This is a genomic window from Pseudomonas sp. lyk4-R2A-8 (assembly GCF_030209095.1).
Taxonomy (GTDB): Bacteria; Pseudomonadota; Gammaproteobacteria; order Pseudomonadales; family Pseudomonadaceae; genus Aquipseudomonas; species Aquipseudomonas quebecensis.
On the sequence record NZ_JARVSS010000002.1, the window covers coordinates 310,049 to 328,363 of the forward strand.

Here is an 18,315-nt window from a genome sequence, read left to right on the forward strand (position 1 = left end):
ACCTCGCGTGACAGAGAAGGAAAGCCCCCTTGATCCTTCCTTCTCAGGACCGCCCTTCATGCCCCAGCAACCGACCCTTCTTGCCCGCACCCTGCGCCAACTGCTGCTCGGCGCCAGCCTCAGCCTGACGGTGCTGCCGTCGGTCATGGCGGCCCAGACCCAGCCTTATCACATTGCCCCCGCCTCCCTTGAAGCAGCGTTGAATCAGTTTGGCCGCGAAGCCGGTGTGTTGATTTCGTTCGGCTCCGAGGTAACCGCCGGCCTGCAGAGTCGCGGCCTGTCCGGCAACTACAGCGCCGCCGACGGCCTGCAAACGTTGTTGGAAGGCACCGGCCTGCAAGCACGCGCCGAAGGCGCCAACGCCTACAGCGTGCAACCGGCCAGCGCGCCCGCGACCATTGAGCTGGGCACCTCCAGCGTGGTCGGCGACTGGCTCGGCGATGCGGCGCAGACCCATGTGTTCGAACACCCCGGCGCCCGTGACGTAATCCGCCGCGAAGACTTCGAACGCCAGGGCGCCACCCAGGCCCGCGACGTGCTCAACCGCATCCCCGGCGTCAACGCGCCGGACAACAACGGCACCGGCAGCCACGACATGGCGCTCAACTTCGGCATCCGTGGCCTCAACCCGCGCCTGGCTTCGCGCTCCACCGTGCTGATGGACGGCATTCCGGTGCCGTTCGCGCCGTATGGCCAGCCGCAGCTGTCCTTCGCGCCGATCAGCATGGGCAACATGGACGCGGTGGACGTAGTACGCGGTGGCGGTGCCGTACGCTACGGTCCGCAGAACGTCGGCGGCGTGGTCAACTTCGTGACCCGTGCGATTCCGGATGCGCCCACCGTCAAAGGCGGCCTGCAGACTGAAACCAGCCCATCCTCCAGCCACGATGGCTTCAAGACCACCGGCAACCTGCTGGCCGGCGGCACTGCCGACAATGGCCTGGGTGGCGCGCTGCTGTACTCCGGCACCCGTGGCGGCGATTGGCGCGAACACAGCGACACACGCATCGACGACCTGATTCTCAAGGGCAAGTACCAGCTCGACGACGCCAACAGCTTCAACGCCATGGCGCAGTATTACGAAGGCCAGGCCGATATGCCGGGCGGCTTGAACGTCGCGGATTACAAGGCCGACCCGTATCAGTCCACCCGCCCCTACGACAAATTCTGGGGCCGCCGCACGATGTTCAACGTCGGCTACCGCTACGAGCAGGACCGTCGCGAGTTCACCGTCAACAGCTTCTTCACCAAGACCCTGCGCAGCGGCTACCTGGACCAGGGCTCGTTCCTGTCGTTGTCGCCGCGCGAATACTGGGTACGCGGTCTGGAAACCCGCTTCGCCCAGGGCTTCGACCTCGGCCCGACCAACCATGAAGTCGGCGTCGGCTACCGCTACATCAACGAAGCCGGCCACGAACTGCGCTACCGCACGCCGATCAACGCCAATAACCAGCAGATCCCGAGCACCGATAGCCGCAATGACCGTGACACCCGGGGCGGCACCGAAGCCAATGCGTTTTTCATCGATGACCGGATTGATATCGGCAAATGGACCTTAACCCCAGGCATTCGCTACGAGATGATCGAGTCCCAGCAGACCAACAACCTCAGCAACGTCAAGTACAAGGGGGATTACAACACCGCGCTGCCGGCGCTCAATGTGCTGTATCACGTGACCGACGACTGGAACCTCTACGCCAACACCGAAGGCTCGTTCGGCAGCGTGCAGTACAGCCAGATGCCCAACCGCGTGACCAGCGGCGAAGTCAAACCGGAAAAAGCCCGCACCTGGGAACTGGGCACCCGTTATGACGACGGTACCCTGCGCGCGGAAATCGGCGCGTTCCTGATCAACTTCGACAACCAGTACGAAAGCAACCAGACCAACGACTCGGTGATCGCCCGAGGCGAAACCCGGCACCAGGGCATCGAGACCAGCGTCAACTACGCGCTGGACGGTTTGAACCCGGCGCTGGCCGGCTTCGATGTCTATGCGTCCTACGCCTACGTCGACGCCACCATTCGCGAAGACGGCCCGAACAAAGGCAACCGCGTGCCCTTTTCCTCCAAGCACAAAGGCACGCTGGGCGTGGGTTACACCGAAGGTCGCTGGAAACTCAACCTGGACAGCAGCTACCAGAGCAGCCAGTTTGCCGACAATGCCAACACCCGCGCCGAAACCGCCGACGGCGCCAACGGACGCATCCCCGGCTACATGCTGTTCAGCAGTCGCGCGGCGTACGACTTCGGCCCGCAGCTGTCGGACCTGAACGTGGCCGTCGGGGTGAAAAATATCTTCAACAAGCAGTACTTCACCCGTTCGTTCGATGACAACAACAAGGGCAAATACGTCGGCGAACCGCGCACGGTGTATGTACAGACGTCCATCGCGTTCTGATCAGCTGCCCGCCAGGCACGACGGCGTGCCGGCCACCAGCGCATCGATGGCACAGCGCGTCTTGGCCGGCATGTGCGTGGCCGTCGGCCAGATCACATGGATCGGCGCAGGCTGCTCACGGCAATCCGGCAGCACCGCCTCCAATTGCCCACGCAGCACGTAATGCGCAATCAACCAACTCGGCAACCAAGCCAGGCCGACACCCGCAATCGCGGCATCGGCCACGGCCTGGAGGTCGTCCATGATCAACGGCGAGGCGATACCGGCACGCTGCGAGGGTTGGCTGCGGTACGCGATGCCACGGTGATTGGCGAGGTCTTCGACCCGCAGGATCGGCCCCAGGCGCTTGAGGTAAGCCGGGGACGCGGCCAGCCCCACCACCTGTTCGCCCAGGCGCCTGGCGCTGAGTCGATCGGTGTCGGGCAGCGCACCGATGCGTACGGCAATATCGAACCCTTCCTGCGCCAGGTCCGTCAGTCGATCGGCGAAGCAAATCTCCACCTCCAGCCCCGGATAACGGTCCATCAAGCCCCACAGCGCCGGCGCCGCATAGTGATGACCGAACGCCAACGGTACGCTCGCCCGCAGGCGCCCGCGCGGTTGCTGCCGACCGCTGTGCAGCACCGATTCGGCGGCCTCCAGTTCGGCTTGCGCGCGCAGACAATGCTCGTAGTACGCCTGGCCATCCTCAGTCAGACGCTGGCGACGGGTGGAGCGCTGCAACAGACAGGTGCCAAGCCGCGCCTCCAGCCGTGCCAGGCCCTTGCCGACGGCGGACCGGGTGAGGTTCAGGCGTTCGGCGGCCTCGGTCAGGTTGCCGCTTTCCACGATCTGCAAAAACAATTCAACGCCATCGAAACGGGGGGTGACCATAATGTGATTGTCGCCTTGAATTCCCTAACTGACGGAAAAATTATCACGGATAAAGAATTAAATTCCCCTGAAAATGGCTAATCCATCCGTTTACAGGAGAATCCCATGCCCGCCGCCGCTACCTTGACCGCCAGCCCCGAGCGCGCTCCCCGACAGGCCGTCGCCCTCACCGCCGTGTGCCTGGTGGCGCTGATGTTCGGCCTGGAAATCTCCAGCGTGCCCGTGCTTCTGCCCACACTTGAACATGCACTCGGCACGGGTTTCCAAGACGCCCAATGGATCATGAATGCCTACACCCTGGCCTGCACCAGTGTGCTGATGGCGGCGGGCACCCTGGCTGATCGCTTTGGCCGCCGGCGCGTGCTGGTGCTGTGCCTGTGGGTATTCGGGCTGGCCTCGCTGGCCTGCGGGCTGGCCGACAGTGCCGCCACGCTGATCGCGGCGCGCTTCGTCCAGGGCATCGGCGCCGGCGCAATGATGATCTGTCAATTCGCGATTCTCTCGCACCTGTTCCGCGAACCGGCGGCGCGGGCACGGGCGTTCGCCATCTGGGGCGTGATCGCCGGTATCGGCCTGGGCTTCGGGCCGATGGTCGGCGCGCTGATCGTCGCGGTCGCGGATTGGCGTTGGGTGTTCCTGGTGCATGTGCCGCTGACGCTGTTCACCCTGGTACTGCTGCGCGTCAGCGTGCAGGAATCCCGCGATCCGGCCGCCCATCGCCTGGATATCGGCGGCATGCTGACCCTGACGTTGGCGGTGTTTGCCCTGGTGTATTTCATCACCCAGGGCAGCGAAAACGGTTTCGCTACGCCGATGATGCTGGGCTGGGCAGGCGTGTCGGTGCTCGCCTTGCTGTTGTTTGTGCTGATCGAACGGCGCAGTGCGCACCCGATGTTCGATTTTTCGGTATTCCGCATCCGCCGCTTCAACGGCGCGTTGATGGGGTCGATCGGCATGAACGTCAGTTTCTGGCCGTTCATGATCTACCTTCCGCTGTATTTCCAGTCCGGCCTGGGCTACGACACCCTGACCACCGGCCTGGCCCTGCTCGCCTACACCCTGCCGACCTTACTGGTGCCGCCCTTGGCCGAGAGGCTGGCATTGCGCCATGGCGCCGAGCGCATCATTCCATTGGGCCTGGGTTTGATGGGGGTGGGTTTTCTGGCGATGGCGGCCGTCAACCGAGTCGAGCACGCTGCTGTCGGGTGGGTGCTGGCCAGCTGTGTGATCGCCGGGGTGGGTCTGGCACTGATCAACTCGCCGACCACCAATACCACCACCGGTTCGGTGTCGGCCGATCGCGCGGGAATGGCCTCGGGCATCGATCTGAGCGCGCGCCTGATTACGTTGGCGCTCGCCATTGCGCTAATGGGCCTGGTGGTATTGCTCGGCATTGGTCATTACCTGGCCGGCGTATTACCCACTAGTTCGGCGCAGGAATGGCGGGCCATCAGCCAGCACCTGGCGTCGGGCAAGCTTACCGCGGTGGGGCTGAGCTCGGCCGATGCGCAGGCGGCGCTGCGCCACGGAGCAGGCTGGGCGATGGTATTTGCCGGGCTGGGCGCGGCTGGACTGGGGCTATTGAGCAGGTATTTTTTCCGACGAACCCAGTAACGAAAAACGGGCCTGCATGTGCAGGCCCGTTTCCAGAGGGGATGACAGAACGGTCAGTGATCAGCCGTTGAAAACGGCGCGTTCTTTTTCCAGGAACTCCTGTTCAAGCTCATCTTCGTTGACTTTGGTGGTCGGCTGGCCTTTGCCGGCAGCGCGGGGCTTGCCTTGCAATTTGCCGAAGAGGTGTTCCAGCGCGTGGTCCAGCTTGGTCGCCGCACCGTCGATGGCCTGTTCCAGGGTATCGGCCTTGTGCAGGACCGACAGCGGTTGATGGCCTTTCGGCCGCGCTTCGAGGCGGCAACTCAGATCATGGGGGCCAGGCTTGTCGCCGTTCTCATCCCGCAGGTAGACCTCGACACGGGTCAGGTCTTCTTCATAACGTTCGAGCGTGCTCTCAATGGTAGTACGTACCCACTCCTCCAGTCGGATGCTGCTTTCAATATGGTTATCGCTATTGACTTGGATTTGCATAGTTCTTCCCTTATTTCAGCTAGCTCGCGAGAGGTCACAAACTGCAACACCGTTGTGGTGAAACCATGACCTCTTGATTACACAATTGAGCACCTGCGGAAACAATTCAACCCCTTTGCAAAGATAAATCCTACATTACAAATTAACCCTGACGACGAGCAAAAACGCTGTTAGGGTGGGGAGTTAGTTACATCTTCTTACGTCCTCTCGATCGTCATAATTGCCCCTCTCCCAACGGGTGCACACTGCGAAAAACCGCCGCTTCCTCCACCAGCCAGTCATGCACCGCACGCACGCCTGGGTGGCTCAACGCGCCTGGGGCATACAGCAATACGTAGCGTTTGTGGTTCGGCACGGCAAGGCCGAACGGTACGATCAAGGTGCCGCGCTCCAGCTCATCATTGAGCAGGGTACGTCGTGCAATGGCCACGCCCATGCCGGCGATGGCCGCCTCGATGGTCAGATGGTTACGGTTGAAGGTGTGGCCGCGTCGCACATCGGCGTCGTGATAGCCGATGGCATTCAAGTAGAACTCCCACTCGGCGTACTCATAACTCCCACGCCAGGCGGTGATGTCGTGCAACAGCGGGAAATGCGCCAGGTCGGCGGGGCCGTGCAGCGGTGGCCGTCCGCGCAGCAGGCTCGGCGCGCACACAGGGAAGATCTGTTCGTCGAGCAAGGCTGTGGATAAAAGTCCGGGGTAGCTGCCGTCGTTGAGGTCGATGGCCAGGTCGAAGTCGCCTTCGTGCAGGGCGACGCTGCTATCTTCGGCGACCAAGCGCAGTTGGATATCCGGAAAGCGTTGCTGCAGACGCGGCAAGCGCGGGGTCAACCACTTGCCGAGAAACGACGGGATCGACCGCAGCCGCAAGGTGCCGCTGATCATGCCCGCGTCCAGCCGCTGCAACTCTGCGTCAATGCTGCCGTAGGCCTCCCCTACCGTCGCCGCTAATCGCTGCCCTTCGGCACTGAGTTCCACACCTCGGGCGCGCCGATGGAACAGGCGAAAGCCTAGGCGCTCCTCCAATTGACGAATCTGCTGACTCACCGCCCCCGGCGTGATGTGCAGTTCTTCGGCGCAGCGGGTGAACGACAAATGCCGCGCCGCACAGGAGAAAACATGCAGCCAGACGTAAGTCTGACCATGGAGTGGCCGAGCCATATGGTTTAGTCCTGCTAAAGAGTGTCTTAGGAGAATTCGTTGGTCAGTGGTGTTACAGGCGCTCAGTATCGCGCCAATTGCGCTCGTCCTACAAAAAATGGCAGCGATTCCTACTCCATTGCTTGTAAGGCTTTAGCATGGCTATCAGTGTTTTCGATCTATTCAAAATCGGCATCGGCCCGTCCAGCTCCCACACCGTCGGGCCCATGCGCGCGGCGGCGACCTTTGCCCAGGCGCTCACCGAGCAACAATTGCTCAGCCAAACGCGCCGGGTCGAAGTACGCCTGTACGGCTCGCTGTCCGCCACCGGCGTCGGCCACGCCACTGACCGCGCCTGCGTGATGGGGTTGATGGGCGAGTGGCCCGATCAGGTCGCCCCTACCTCGATCAATCCGCGTATTCAGCAACTGCGCGACAGTAGCCGCTTACTGCTGGCAGGCACCGAGGACATTGCCTTCAACTGGCACACCGACCTGCTGCTGCTCGAAGAGAGCCTGCCCTACCACCCCAACGCCATGTCCCTGCACGCCTATGGCGACCATGGTCTGTTGTGTGAAGAAACGTATTACTCGGTGGGCGGAGGTTTCATCATCGAGGCTGCCGAGGCGGCGTCGGGCATCGCGCCGGTCAGCGATGTGGCATTGCCTTATGACTTTTCCAGCGCCGCCGAACTACTGGCCCTGTGCAAACAGCACGGCCTGCGGGTGTCGGAGCTGATGATGGCCAACGAACGGGCGTGGCGCAGTGACGAAGAGATCCACAGCGGCTTGCTGCATATCTGGTCCGTGATGCGCGAGTGCGTGGAACAAGGCCTGCGCGATGAAGGCATCCTGCCTGGCGGCCTCGACGTTCCGCGCCGCGCAGCGAAATTGCACCGTAGTCTGTTGGAAATCGGCAAACCAAATGTGATCACGTCCACCTTGTCGGCAATGGAATGGGTCAACCTGTTCGCCCTGGCCGTTAACGAAGAAAACGCCGCCGGGGGGCGCATGGTGACCGCGCCGACCAATGGCGCGGCCGGGATCATCCCGGCGGTGCTGCATTACTACATGAAGTTCAACGCCGACGCGTCCGACGATGACGTAGTCAATTTCTTCCTGGCGGCGGCGGCCGTCGGCATTTTGTGCAAGAAAAACGCTTCCATCTCCGGCGCCGAGGTCGGTTGCCAGGGCGAGGTCGGCTCAGCCTGCGCCATGGCCGCCGCCGGTCTGGCGGACATCCTCGGCGCCACACCCGAGCAATTGGAAAACGCCGCCGAAATCGGCCTGGAACATAACCTGGGCCTGACCTGCGACCCCGTCGGCGGCCTGGTGCAAGTGCCATGCATCGAGCGCAACGCCATCGCCGCGGTCAAGGCGATCAATGCCACTCAAATGGCCTTGCGCGGAGACGGCAAGCACTTCATTTCCCTCGACCGGGTGATCCGCACCATGCGCGACACCGGCGCCGACATGCATGACAAATACAAAGAGACCTCACGGGGCGGCCTGGCGGTGAGCTGGGTGGAATGCTGACTGCGCTGTGTGGGATCGTTTTGCTGACAGTGCCCTGAAATAGATCACGGGCCAGAAACAATTGTGGAAAGGGGCTTGCCCCCGTTATCGGCGTGTCAGCCAATAAATACTCAGCTGAAAGAGCGTTATCGGGGGCAAGCCCCTCCCACTTCAGGACGGTCGTTATACGGCACGGCCCTTGCTGTACAGCTCACGAGGCAAACGGAATTTGTGCCCCTCAGCGACGAAGTGGCCGGTGGTCAGGCGATGCGAACTAATCCTGACACCGGTCGTCAATGACTGCATGTTCTTATCAGGCGGTAACGCACCATGGACAATCCTTTTCAGATCATCACCGATACCTTCAGCCCAAAGTACCGCGTCAACTTGAGCATCCAACGGCTCGACGGCAGCATCATGCTCACCCTCTCGGATGAGACGGGCGTGGTGGCCAAGCGCATGATCAGCGCCGAGCAACGCAACGACCCCGAACGGCTCAAACGCCTGGTGCAGAGCATCCAGTTCGGCATCGCCATCGAGCAGGGCCACAGCGCCATGGAAATCCTGGCGGTGATGACCGACGGCGACAGCCACAAACTGATGCAGCCACCGCCGGCCCGCGACCTCCCGCTCAGCGTCGGGCTCTAGAGCTCGCCCTTCTCGGTCTCCAGGCTCGCCTCGCCCTTGCGGCGCGGGCCTTCGACCTTCACCGAGGGGAACGCCGACGACGCATAGCGCACCACCAGAATCGCGAACGCCAACAGCAGAATCCCGCCGCACAGGTAAATGATGCCCAGATCCGGCGGATTGTGGTGGGACACGTTCGAGATCAACAGACGCGTGAGCGCGGTGATCGCCACATAGATCAGGAAGCGCACGGGCATGTGGTTGGTCTTGAAGTAAATCCCGACCATCGCGCCCAATTCCAGATAGATGAACAACAGCAGGATGTCATCGATCTTGATATGCCCGTTTTCCAGCATACCCAGAAACTCCATCACCGCTGCCCAGGCGGTTACCGCACCAATGGCGAACAGCGCCAGATAGTGAAACGACTCGACAAACAGATTACCCAGCGACTCGGCCAGGCCATGGACCTGGTGGCGCAGCTTTTCGGCCCAGTTGATTTTCACGATGATGCTTCCTTAGGTCGACTCGACCGGATAATGCGGGTTGGACGTGACGGTTGTTCTGCATGCAGAAAAAAGGCCAGAGGCGGGTATAAGATGATGGCGGGGTGACATGAGACACGTGGGAGGATGAGCAGAGTGGATACTTTGCCCATTCGAGAAGCGGATTTTTCAAGGATATCGCTGGCGGTCGTGTAAAACCGAGATGACCCGAATGTTGTCTGTCACTTTATAAACGACCAGATAATTCGGGTGTACCACCATCTCTCACGTACCGATGACACGCCCAGGGCGGTAAAGATGGGGCCTACGAGAAAGAGCCAGCACGGAGGCTTCTATTGCTTGGTTTACCTCAAGCGCAGCAACTGGACTGCAGTCGCTGATGTAATCAGTAATTTGCCGGAGTTGCACCCGCGCTGCGGGAGCCCACTCAGCATCGCCTTACTTGCGTTTGGATTCGATGAAGAAGGAGTCTAGTCGCTGGAGTTTTACTGTCGTGCTCCGAGCGATGAAGTGAGCAACAGGAAAACTCGAAGCCATTTCTTGACCGCTCCCATAAACGCAGGAACGGTCAGAGGGCTTGGCATCAAACTGGTGCGACTTTCTCTAGCGCTTGGTCGACTAACAGACCGCCAATCTCAACCAATTGGTGAATGGCCAATACCAGACTTCGCTGCGGACCTTCAAGGTCGAATGCCAGCATATTAGCCATTTCACGGGCGCTGTTCAGGGTTTCGCTGGCGTTAGCCAGTAAGGTTTCTGTGTCAGCTTCAGGCGTAACGCTAAATAGCGTCGAATCGGTGGGCGAGGGGTTGGGAGTGATTTTTTTCATAGATTAGTTCCTTAGTTAAGAAACCATCACCGCCTGCCGCCAAGCAGGTTGGGTGACGGATTGCACAAGGTTGGCGGACCGGCAAGGAACAACCCGGCACCCCGAAGGGTCCATGCGCAACCCGCCATGACACAAGAATGCAAATGCAAAAAACGCCTGCAATCTTATAGGGGGGTTGTTGCGCTTCCTTGTTGGGCCGCCAAGCCCGCTAGCTGCATTTGCAGCGCCCGGTGAAAGTAAGCCACCGGACAAATCCAGCGCAACCCCGGCAAGTTGTCAGAAATTTCCGGTGTAGCAAACCCCCGTTTCCCAACTACATTAAAAAACTGCTACCCAAACCCCACGGTTTGGCTTACTCTTTTAGCTGTATATAAATACAGTAGTCGCAAAAGACAACTATCGTGAAGGCATGTGAGGTGGTGAATGGCCGTCGAAGTGGTATACCGCAGCAGCCGAGATCTGGAGCGTTTGTTCATGGATAAAGCCGAAGCTGACCGTCATGACAAAATGCTTGAACTCGCTGAGTTGCTGGCAGAAGTGTTGCAAAAAGCCGTGCCGTCTCTGAGCGAGCAGCAGGTGGAGGAAGCCGGGATCTACATGGCGAAGAATCGCGATGTATTTGCCAAGGCCTTCAAGAGCCAGCCGGACGCGCTGTCCGAGTTGCTGAACGCGCCGGCGGAATAAAGCCCGAATTGAACAGGCCCTGAATCGTTGATTCAGGGCCTTTTTAATAAGCGGTCATGGGTAGAGCAGACGCTCGGCCAGTTCATCGGCCACCCGCGCGGGTGAGCGTTTTTCGGCTTGGGCGTGGGCGTAGATTTCGGTCAGGCGTGTGGCAATGTTCGACAGGTGTGCCGTGATGGTGGGTAGCTCGGCGCCGCTGTGCTTGAGCGCGACGTAGATCAGGCCGCCGGAATTGATCACATAGTCGGGCGCGTAAAGAATGCCGCGCCCCTCCAACTGATCGGCCACTTGCAGATTGGTCAGTTGCGCGCTGGCGGAACCGGCCACGGCGGCGCAGCGCAGTTGGGCAACGCTCTGGCGATTGAACACGGCCCCCAGGCCACAGGGCGCCAGGATGTCGCAGGGCGTACTGAGCAACGCGTCATTGGCGATGGGGTGCGCGCCGAATTGTTCCATGGCCAGTTGCACCTTGCCGTGGTCGATGTCGCTCACCAGCAACTCGGCGCCGGCCGCGTGCAGTTGTTCGGCGAGGGCATAGCCGACGTTGCCCAGGCCCTGGATCGCCACGCGCAGGCTTTCGAGGTTATCGCTGCCCAGGCGCGCCATGGCCGTGGCGCGGATGCCGGTAAACACGCCCATGGCGGCGTGGGGCGCAGGGTCGCCGGCGGCGCTGGTGCTGGTGACGAAGCGGGTCTGTTGAGCGATGCAATCCATGTCGGCCACCGAGGTGCCGCTGTCGATGGCGGTGATATAGCGACCGTCGAGTTGTTCCACGCAGCGCCCGAACGCTTCGAACAGCGCCGCACGGTTTTCCACATGAGCAGGCCGCAGGATCACTGCCGTGCCACCGCCCACCGGCAGGCCGGCCAGTGCTGCCTTGTAGCTCATGCCCTGGGCCAGGCGCGCGGCATCGGCCACGGCACTTTCGTCGTCGGGGTAGGCAAGGTAACGACAGCCGCCCAGGGCAGGCCCCAGGCGGCTGTTGTGAATGGCTATGACCGCCTTCAAGCCTGTCACCGGGTCGATGCTCAGGTGCAGCGATTCAAGGCGGGTGCTGTGCATGAGAGCAAACATCGTCGAGCTCCCGAATCACTTCTTGTGTCGCCAAGTATAGGCTCGCGGTAGAAAACTGCCGAAGCGCGCGGGAATAAGTCGTCCGATTTTGTAGGTTCTGCGACATAAGCCCGCAGGATCTTTCTTAAGTTACTGGACGAAAATTCCCAGCAAGGCTAAAACGGGGCATCCGCCGGAGAACGCAATGAAGCCCCGCCAAGCCTTTTTCGCCTGTCTGGAACGCTCGCCCCCTGCACTGTTCGAGGCCGCGCTATGGATTGCCGCTGAACATGACGCAACCGTGCAACCGTTACAGATTCTGCAGGAACTGGGGTTGCTGCAACAGCAAGTGAGCGCAGGCATGCCCGTGCTGCCGGCGGATGAGCTGGGCCAACCACTGCTGCGGCGCATGAACGACCTGGGGTTTGCCCAGGATGACCTCACCCCCCTGCGCCCCGCGGCCGCACTGTTGGATAAAGTCCTGCTGCGCAAACGCGGGCAGCCTCTGGCCGTAGGCTTGATCGCCATGGAGCTGGCGCGTCGCCTGCATCTTCCCATGGTCGGCGTGAATTTCCCTGGACACTTCCTGCTGCGGGTGCCCGGCGCCGACCATCTGCTGGACCCTTGCGGCGGTCGACGCCTGTACCCCAACGACTGTCGCGAACTGCTGCAACGCCAATATGGTCCCCATCTCAAACTGCAGGCCCACCACCTGCTCACCGCAGAGCCACGGTTGATCCTGCAACGCTTGTCGCGCAACCTGCGCCAGTTGCACCTGGCCAATGACGATCCGCTGGCCGCGCTGATCGACGCCGAGCGCGTGCTGGAACTGGGCAACGCCAGCGCTGCGGACTACCTGGCGCGGGCCAGCCTGTATCAACGCCTGGACTGCCCCAACGCCGAGCGCTTCGACCTGGAACATGCGCTGCTGCTCAGTGAAGACCCGATCCAACGCCTGCGCCTGACCGAGCGGTTGGGGCATTTGCCGCCCAACACGGTGGTGCATTGACGGACGCTTTGGCTCTGATTAAGACGCCAGTTTTGCGTGGTAAGCGCGCCCGTCAGTGATTGACCGGCGTCTTGAGAATATCGCCATGCAACGGGCTCCTCGGCGTCCCGGCAGCCGGCGAGCGCACCTGGATAATCAATAACGCTGCCATCACCGCTGGAATCGCGCAGAAGAAGAAAATCTGCTGCACGGGCATGTGCAGCGCGAGCAACAGACTCCCCAATAATGGCCCAAGGATCGAACCGAAGCGCCCCACCCCCAGCGCCCAGCCCGTGCCGGTGGCGCGCACATGGGCCGGGTAGAAGTTGCTGGCGAAGGCATTGAGGGTCAGTTGCCCGCCGATGATGCAGAAGCCGGCGGCAAACACGCATGCGACCAGGTAACGCGGATTGTCGTGGTTCAGGCCCAACAGTACGGTGCACAGCGCCGCAGCCAGCAGCACGCCACAAAGCAGGCGCACTTTGTTCTTAAGGCGGTCGGCAAACCAGGCCATGCCGATCGCACCGATGGTGCCGGCAAACAGGAACATCGACGTCACCAGGTTGGCTTGCTTAAGCGCCAGGCCACTTTCCAGCAGCAGCGACGGCAGCCAGCTGATCATGAAATACAGCAGGATCAGGCTGACAAAAAAGGTCGCCCAGATCAGCAAGGTCGGCCGCGCGTAACCGTGCCGAAACAACTCCACCACCGTCAGTTGACTGCCGCGTGTTTGCGCGTCGTCAGCCGCACTTGCCAGCGGCGGTTGCCAGTCGGGCAACAGGCGTGCCGTAACCCGTTGCAAACGCCGATAGGGCGGCGCATCCCGCAGCAGACGCGGGAGGGATTCGGGCAGCAGCCAAACGAGGAATGGAAACAGCAGCAGCGGCGTGACGCCTCCGGCCAGGAACACGGCTTCCCAGCCGTAGTGCTCGATAAACCCCGCAGCCACGAACCCGCCCGCCGCGCCGCCGAACGAAAAGCCACAAGCGGCCAAGGTCACCATCAAGGTGCGCAGGCGCGGCGGCGAATAGTCTGACATCAACGCCATGGCACTGGGCATCGCGCCGCCCATGCCGATCCCGCAAATGAACCGCGCGGCCATCAGCGTGGTCAGCGAGTCGGCGAACACCATCAACACCGTGAGGCTGGCGTAGATCAGCACGCAGGCCAGCAGAACCCGCCGTACACCGAAGCGATCCGCCAGCGGCGTTACCAACAGTGAACCGAGGGTCAGCCCCAGCAGGTTGGCACTGAACACCGGGCCGAACGCGGGCTTTTCCAGCCCCCAGTCCGCGGCCAGCGCCGGCACCACGTAGCCCAGCACCTGGGCATCGTAGCCGTCGGTCACCAGCAGTAACGCCAGCAACAGGAGGATCAGCCACTGGTAGCGCGACACCGGACGGGCGTCGAGTGCCGCGCGAAAGCTGGCAATCTGAGAGTGCATCGCAAGGTACCTGTTTATTTTTATGGGTGTCACACAACGGATTTACGAAGCGTCAGGGGTATCCGGTTGGTTGGCGGGATGGGCCTGGATGAACGCCGGATGCTCCTTCGCCAACGCCGCGACCCTGCCGATACGCGGATAATCGGCCAGCGACACCTTGAACCGCTCGGCCGCGTACAACTGCGGGATCAGAAACACATCGGCCATGCCCGGCTGCTCGCCAAAACAGAACCCTTCAGCACCGATCAACTGCTCCACCGCGCCCAGCCCCTGGCTGATCCAGTGCTCGATCCACGTCAGTACCTGCCCTTCGTCATGCCCCCTTTGACGCAGGAGGTTCTGGGTACTGGAGTTGTGCAGCGGGTGGATATCACAGCCGATGATCGACGCCACGGCGCGCTCGTGGGCACGGGTCGCCAGGTCTTTGCTCAGCAGCGGCACGTGTGGATAACGTTCCTCGAGGTATTCGATGATCGCCGGCGACTGGATCAACAGATCGCCGTCGTCAGTGCGCAGGGCCGGCACGCGACCCTGTGGGTTAATCGCCAGGTACTCCGGCTGACGGTTGGCGCCCCCTGCCGGCACCAGCAGGTTGACCGGCACCGCTGTGAACGCCAGGCCTTTGAGGGCCAGGGCGATACGCACCCGGTACGACGAAGTGGAGCGGTAGTACGTATAGAGTTCCATCCCCTGCCCCCCTCAGCGCGCCGCAACCACGGTGCCACGGCATTCGCCGAAACCGATGGAAGCGTAGCCATCTCGCGTGCAGCGCGCGCGCAGGATGATTTCATCGCCATCCTCCAGGAATTTACGCACTTCGCCGGACGCCAATTCGATCACTTTCTTACCGCCTTCGGTGATCTCCAGCAGGCTGCCGAGCTGGCCCGCTTCGGGCCCGGACAAGGTGCCGGAACCGAACAGATCGCCGGGCTGCAGCTGGCAACCGTTGACGCTGTGGTGGGCCACCAACTGCGCGACGGTCCAGTACATATGCAGGCTGTTGCTCAGGGCCAGGCGATGGGCCGGCAGGTTTTGCTCGCGCATGGCGGCAGTGCTGAGCAGCACTTCCAGTTCGATATCCAGAGCACCGCCGGCCTGGTCGCGTTGATCCAGCAAGTACGGCAGCGGTTGCGGATCGCCTGCGGGACGTGGCGGTTGAGCCTTGCGGAACGGCGCCAGCGCTTCGGCCGTGACCACCCACGGCGAGACGGTGGTGATAAAACTTTTCGACAGGAACGGCCCCAGCGGCTGGTATTCCCACGCCTGGATATCCCGCGCCGACCAGTCGTTGAGCAAACAGAAACCGGCGATATGCTCGGCCGCGTCACCGATGGCGATCGCTTCGCCCATGGTGTTGCCCTGGCCGATCCAGATGCCCAGTTCCAACTCGTAGTCCAACCGCGCACAGGGGCCGAAGGTGGGCTCGGTCTGGCCGGCAGGCAGGGTCTGGCCTTTGGGGCGACGCACCTCGACGCCCGAGGGGCGAACGGTGGAGGCGCGGCCGTGATAGCCGATCGGTACGTACTTGTAATTGGGCAGCAACGGGTTGTCGGGACGGAACAGTTTGCCGACGTTCTGTGCGTGCTCGATGCCAACGTAGAAGTCGGTGTAGTCACCGATTTTCGCCGGCAAGTGCAGCTGGCAATCAGCAGCGCGGTGCAGCACCTGCGCCTCACGGGCTTGCAGTGGGCTGCCCTCGGCCAGCAGTTCCAGCAGGCGCTCGCGCAATGCTACGCGGGGGCCACGCCCCAGGGCGAACAACCCGTTCAACTGGCCGCCGGCAGTCGCTTGCACCGCACGGCGGGCCTCGCCGTCGAACGCGTCCAACGCCGCGTGCAGATCGAGGATGCAATCCCCAATCGCCACGCCGCTGCGCGGGGCCGCGTGGTTGAGGCTGAAGATGCCCAGCGGCAGGTTCTGCAGCGGGAAGTCCGCGTGACCGTTGGCGGACGCTACCCAACTGCGGGCAAGGGTGGGCTGAGTCATGGGTTATCTCCGATTCGGGTTGAAGGTGACGGGCAGCGAGGCCCAGCACGCGTCGTAGGCAGGTTGCAGTTGCGGGCAGTCCAGGGCGAACCGGGTGGGACGCAGCACTTGGCTGGTCTCGAACATGAAGGCCATGGTGTTATCGATCTTGTGCGGCGCCAGTTCCACGTTGATGGCCTTGGTGCAGGTCTCGCCATCCGGGCCGTGGGCGCTCATGCAGCTGTGCAATGACGCACCGCCGGGCAGAAAGCCCTCGGCCTTGGCGTCGTAGGCGCCCTGGATCAAGCCCATGTATTCGTTCATCAGGTTGCGATGAAACCACGGCGGACGGAAGGTGTTCTCGGCCACCATCCAGCGCGGCGGGAAGATCACGAAGTCGAGGTTGGCCAGGCCGTGCACGCTGGTGGGCGAGGTCAACACGGTGAAGATCGACGGGTCCGGGTGATCGAAACTGACGGTGCCGATGGTATTGAAGCGGCGCAGGTCGTATTTGTAGGGCACGTTGTTGCCGTGCCAGGCCACCACGTTCAGCGGTGAATGATCGAGTTCGCAGGCCCACAGTTCGCCGAGGAACTTCTGCACCAGGGTGGTCGGTTGCCGCAGGTCTTCGTAATGGGCGACGGGGCTGAGGAAGTCCCGCGGGTTGGCCAGGCCGTTGCTGCCGATGGGCCCCAGGTCCGGCAGGCGCAGCGGCGCGCCGTGGTTTTCGGCGATATAGCCGCGCGCCTGGGCATCCAGCAGTTCGACCCGGAATTTAAGGCCGCGCGGCAGCACGACGATTTCCAGCGGCTCGACCTCAAGCACGCCCAGTTCAGTGACGAGGCGCAGGCGGCCGTGCTCGGGGACGATCAACCATTCGCCGTCGGCGTTGAAGAACACCCGCTCCATGGAGCGGTTGGCGCGGTAGTGATGAATGCTGATGCCTGAAGGTTTTTCCGACGCCGAGTTGGCGACCATGGCGACGAGCCCGTCGATAAAATCGGTCGGCTCGCTGGGCATATCCAGCGGGTTCCAGCGCAGCCGATTGGGTGTCACCGCGCCCAGCGGACCGCCGGCCAACTGCCGCTCCAGTTTGGCGAACGCCGGGTGATTGGCCGACGGCTGGATGCGGTACAACCAGGTTCGCCGGGCTTCGCTGCGGGCCATGGTGAACGCGGTGCCGGAGAACAGCTCGGTGTACAGGCCGTAGGGTGCTTTTTGCGGGGAGTTCTGGCCGACCGGCAAGGCGCCGGGCAGGGCTTCGCTGGCAAATTCATTGCCGAAGCCCGACAGGTATTCGAGGGTCATGGATCGTCCTCTGTACGGAAGTTGTTTTTATCGTAATCCAGTTACGCATAACGTAATTTGATCGCTATCGAGCGTCAAGCTATAAAGACGCCCATTCATCTTTCGGAACCCCGCCTCTCCATGGAAAAGCCCCGCGACACCGGTAAACAGAAAGTCCGCTCGGCCGAAGTGGGCACCGATATTCTCAAGGCCCTGGCTGAGCTGTCGCCGGCCACGTCGCTGTCGCGCCTGGCCGAACATGTGCAGATGCCGGCGAGCAAGGTGCATCGCTACCTGCAAGCGTTGATCGCCTCGGGGTTCGCCGAACAAAACGCCGCCACCAACCATTACGGCCTGGGCCGCGAAGCCTTGCGCGTGGGGCTGGCCGCACTGGGCAGCATGGACGTACTGAAAGTCGGTGCCCTGCCCCTGGCGGAACTGCGCGACCAACTGAATGAAACCTGCTTTCTGGCGGTATGGGGCAACCAGGGCGCGACCGTGGTGCAGATCGAGCCGGCGGTGCGCGCGGTGACGGTGGTGACGCAACTGGGCTCGGTGCTGCCGCTGCTCAGTTCATCCACCGGCCTGGTGTTCAGCGCGTTTCTGCCCACGCGGGAAACCGTGGAGCTGCGCCAGCAGGAGATCGAGGCAGGCATCGCCCACGCCCTGGCGGACGACCAGGCCTACGCCATCACCTGCCAACAGATCCGCCAGCGTGGCCTGCATTTTGTGCATGGCTTGCTGATGCCGGGGGTGGACGCTTTGTCGGCGCCGGTGTTCAACGCCGTCGGCCAGGTGGCGGCGGTAATGACCGTGGTCGGCCCCACCTCGCTGTTCCACGCCGACGAAGACGGCCCGGCGGCCCGGCAATTGCTGGCGGCGACCCGGGCGGTGAGCTGGCGCATGGGCTATCAGCCCTGA

17 protein-coding genes and 1 pseudogene are annotated in these 18,315 nt (G+C 62.2%); 7 read left to right on the top strand and 11 right to left on the bottom strand.

The window, feature by feature from the left end; translation table 11 throughout:
• Positions 1–58 precede the first annotated feature (58 nt).
• Positions 59–2,398, top strand: coding sequence for a TonB-dependent Fe(3+) dicitrate receptor FecA (gene fecA / locus QRN10_RS02665; RefSeq protein WP_285427803.1), 2,340 nt, complete (start codon positions 59–61; stop codon positions 2,396–2,398).
• Here the strand turns inward: fecA and QRN10_RS02670 are convergent, their stop codons facing one another.
• Complete coding sequence (locus QRN10_RS02670) at positions 2,399–3,271, bottom strand: LysR family transcriptional regulator (RefSeq protein WP_253510622.1); 873 nt, start codon at positions 3,269–3,271, stop codon at positions 2,399–2,401.
• A gap of 105 nt (positions 3,272–3,376) precedes the next feature.
• Here QRN10_RS02670 and QRN10_RS02675 point away from each other — a divergent pair, with 105 nt between their 5' ends.
• Positions 3,377–4,885 carry an MFS transporter gene (locus QRN10_RS02675; RefSeq protein WP_285427804.1) on the top strand — a complete coding sequence of 503 codons (1,509 nt, stop codon included), beginning with the start codon at positions 3,377–3,379 and terminating at the stop codon, positions 4,883–4,885.
• Positions 4,886–4,945: 60 nt separating this feature from the next.
• Here QRN10_RS02675 and QRN10_RS02680 read toward each other — a convergent pair whose 3' ends face one another.
• Both QRN10_RS02680 and QRN10_RS02685 read right to left on the bottom strand, forming a co-directional pair.
• Positions 4,946–5,356 carry an HPF/RaiA family ribosome-associated protein gene (locus QRN10_RS02680; protein WP_034096034.1) on the bottom strand — a complete coding sequence of 137 codons (411 nt, stop codon included), beginning with the start codon at positions 5,354–5,356 and terminating at the stop codon, positions 4,946–4,948.
• Between the two features lie 214 nt (positions 5,357–5,570).
• Positions 5,571–6,518 (bottom strand): LysR substrate-binding domain-containing protein, encoded by a 948-nt coding sequence (locus QRN10_RS02685; protein ID WP_266248049.1) that lies wholly within the window; start codon positions 6,516–6,518, stop codon positions 5,571–5,573.
• A 137-nt stretch (positions 6,519–6,655) separates the two neighbouring features.
• On the opposite strand from QRN10_RS02685, the gene QRN10_RS02690 reads away from it, so the two are divergent.
• Positions 6,656–8,032, top strand: coding sequence for an L-serine ammonia-lyase (locus QRN10_RS02690; protein ID WP_285427805.1), 1,377 nt, complete (start codon positions 6,656–6,658; stop codon positions 8,030–8,032).
• 309 nt (positions 8,033–8,341) lie between these two features.
• Positions 8,342–8,659, top strand: coding sequence for a DUF3509 domain-containing protein (locus QRN10_RS02695; protein ID WP_181078387.1), 318 nt, complete (start codon positions 8,342–8,344; stop codon positions 8,657–8,659).
• Here the strand turns inward: QRN10_RS02695 and QRN10_RS02700 are convergent.
• The 3 genes and pseudogenes from QRN10_RS02700 to QRN10_RS02710 all read right to left on the bottom strand — a co-directional run bounded on the left by QRN10_RS02700 (position 8,656) and on the right by QRN10_RS02710 (position 9,973).
• Positions 8,656–9,144, bottom strand: a complete 489-nt coding sequence (locus QRN10_RS02700) for a phosphate-starvation-inducible protein PsiE (protein ID WP_181078389.1) — start codon at positions 9,142–9,144, stop codon at positions 8,656–8,658. The genes QRN10_RS02695 and QRN10_RS02700 overlap by 4 nt on opposite strands.
• A gap of 168 nt (positions 9,145–9,312) precedes the next feature.
• A pseudogene (locus QRN10_RS02705) lies at positions 9,313–9,573 on the bottom strand (type II toxin-antitoxin system RelE/ParE family toxin); the annotation flags it as partial.
• Between the two features lie 154 nt (positions 9,574–9,727).
• A complete protein-coding gene (locus QRN10_RS02710) occupies positions 9,728–9,973 on the bottom strand; it encodes a DUF6124 family protein (RefSeq protein ID WP_181078393.1) in 246 nt (81 codons plus the stop codon).
• A 423-nt stretch (positions 9,974–10,396) separates the two neighbouring features.
• Here QRN10_RS02710 and QRN10_RS02715 point away from each other — a divergent pair, with 423 nt between their 5' ends.
• Positions 10,397–10,657: a YebG family protein gene (locus QRN10_RS02715; RefSeq protein WP_012722374.1), complete on the top strand. Its 261-nt coding sequence runs from the start codon at positions 10,397–10,399 to the stop codon at positions 10,655–10,657.
• A gap of 54 nt (positions 10,658–10,711) precedes the next feature.
• On the opposite strand, the gene QRN10_RS02720 is transcribed toward QRN10_RS02715, so the two are convergent.
• On the bottom strand, positions 10,712–11,731 hold the full coding sequence (locus QRN10_RS02720; protein WP_181078395.1) for a Leu/Phe/Val dehydrogenase: 1,020 nt from the start codon (positions 11,729–11,731) through the stop codon (positions 10,712–10,714).
• Positions 11,732–11,915: 184 nt separating this feature from the next.
• Between QRN10_RS02720 and QRN10_RS02725 the strand changes: the two genes are divergently transcribed.
• A complete protein-coding gene (locus tag QRN10_RS02725) occupies positions 11,916–12,719 on the top strand; it encodes a SirB1 family protein (RefSeq protein WP_253510612.1) in 804 nt (267 codons plus the stop codon).
• A gap of 52 nt (positions 12,720–12,771) precedes the next feature.
• On the opposite strand, the gene QRN10_RS02730 is transcribed toward QRN10_RS02725, so the two are convergent.
• The 4 genes from QRN10_RS02730 to hmgA are packed head-to-tail and all read right to left on the bottom strand — an operon-like array spanning position 12,772 to position 17,415.
• The gene (locus tag QRN10_RS02730; protein ID WP_285427807.1) at positions 12,772–14,142 is read right to left on the bottom strand and encodes an MFS transporter; all 1,371 of its coding nucleotides are present in this window, start codon (positions 14,140–14,142) and stop codon (positions 12,772–12,774) included.
• Positions 14,143–14,184: 42 nt separating this feature from the next.
• Positions 14,185–14,829 carry a maleylacetoacetate isomerase gene (gene maiA, locus QRN10_RS02735; protein WP_253510608.1) on the bottom strand — a complete coding sequence of 215 codons (645 nt, stop codon included), beginning with the start codon at positions 14,827–14,829 and terminating at the stop codon, positions 14,185–14,187.
• A gap of 12 nt (positions 14,830–14,841) precedes the next feature.
• Positions 14,842–16,128: a fumarylacetoacetase gene (fahA, locus tag QRN10_RS02740; protein ID WP_285427808.1), complete on the bottom strand. Its 1,287-nt coding sequence runs from the start codon at positions 16,126–16,128 to the stop codon at positions 14,842–14,844.
• Positions 16,129–16,131: 3 nt separating this feature from the next.
• The gene (hmgA, locus tag QRN10_RS02745; RefSeq protein ID WP_181078405.1) at positions 16,132–17,415 is read right to left on the bottom strand and encodes a homogentisate 1,2-dioxygenase; all 1,284 of its coding nucleotides are present in this window, start codon (positions 17,413–17,415) and stop codon (positions 16,132–16,134) included.
• Between the two features lie 120 nt (positions 17,416–17,535).
• Here hmgA and QRN10_RS02750 point away from each other — a divergent pair, with 120 nt between their 5' ends.
• On the top strand, positions 17,536–18,315 hold the full coding sequence (locus QRN10_RS02750) for an IclR family transcriptional regulator (protein ID WP_253510603.1): 780 nt from the start codon (positions 17,536–17,538) through the stop codon (positions 18,313–18,315).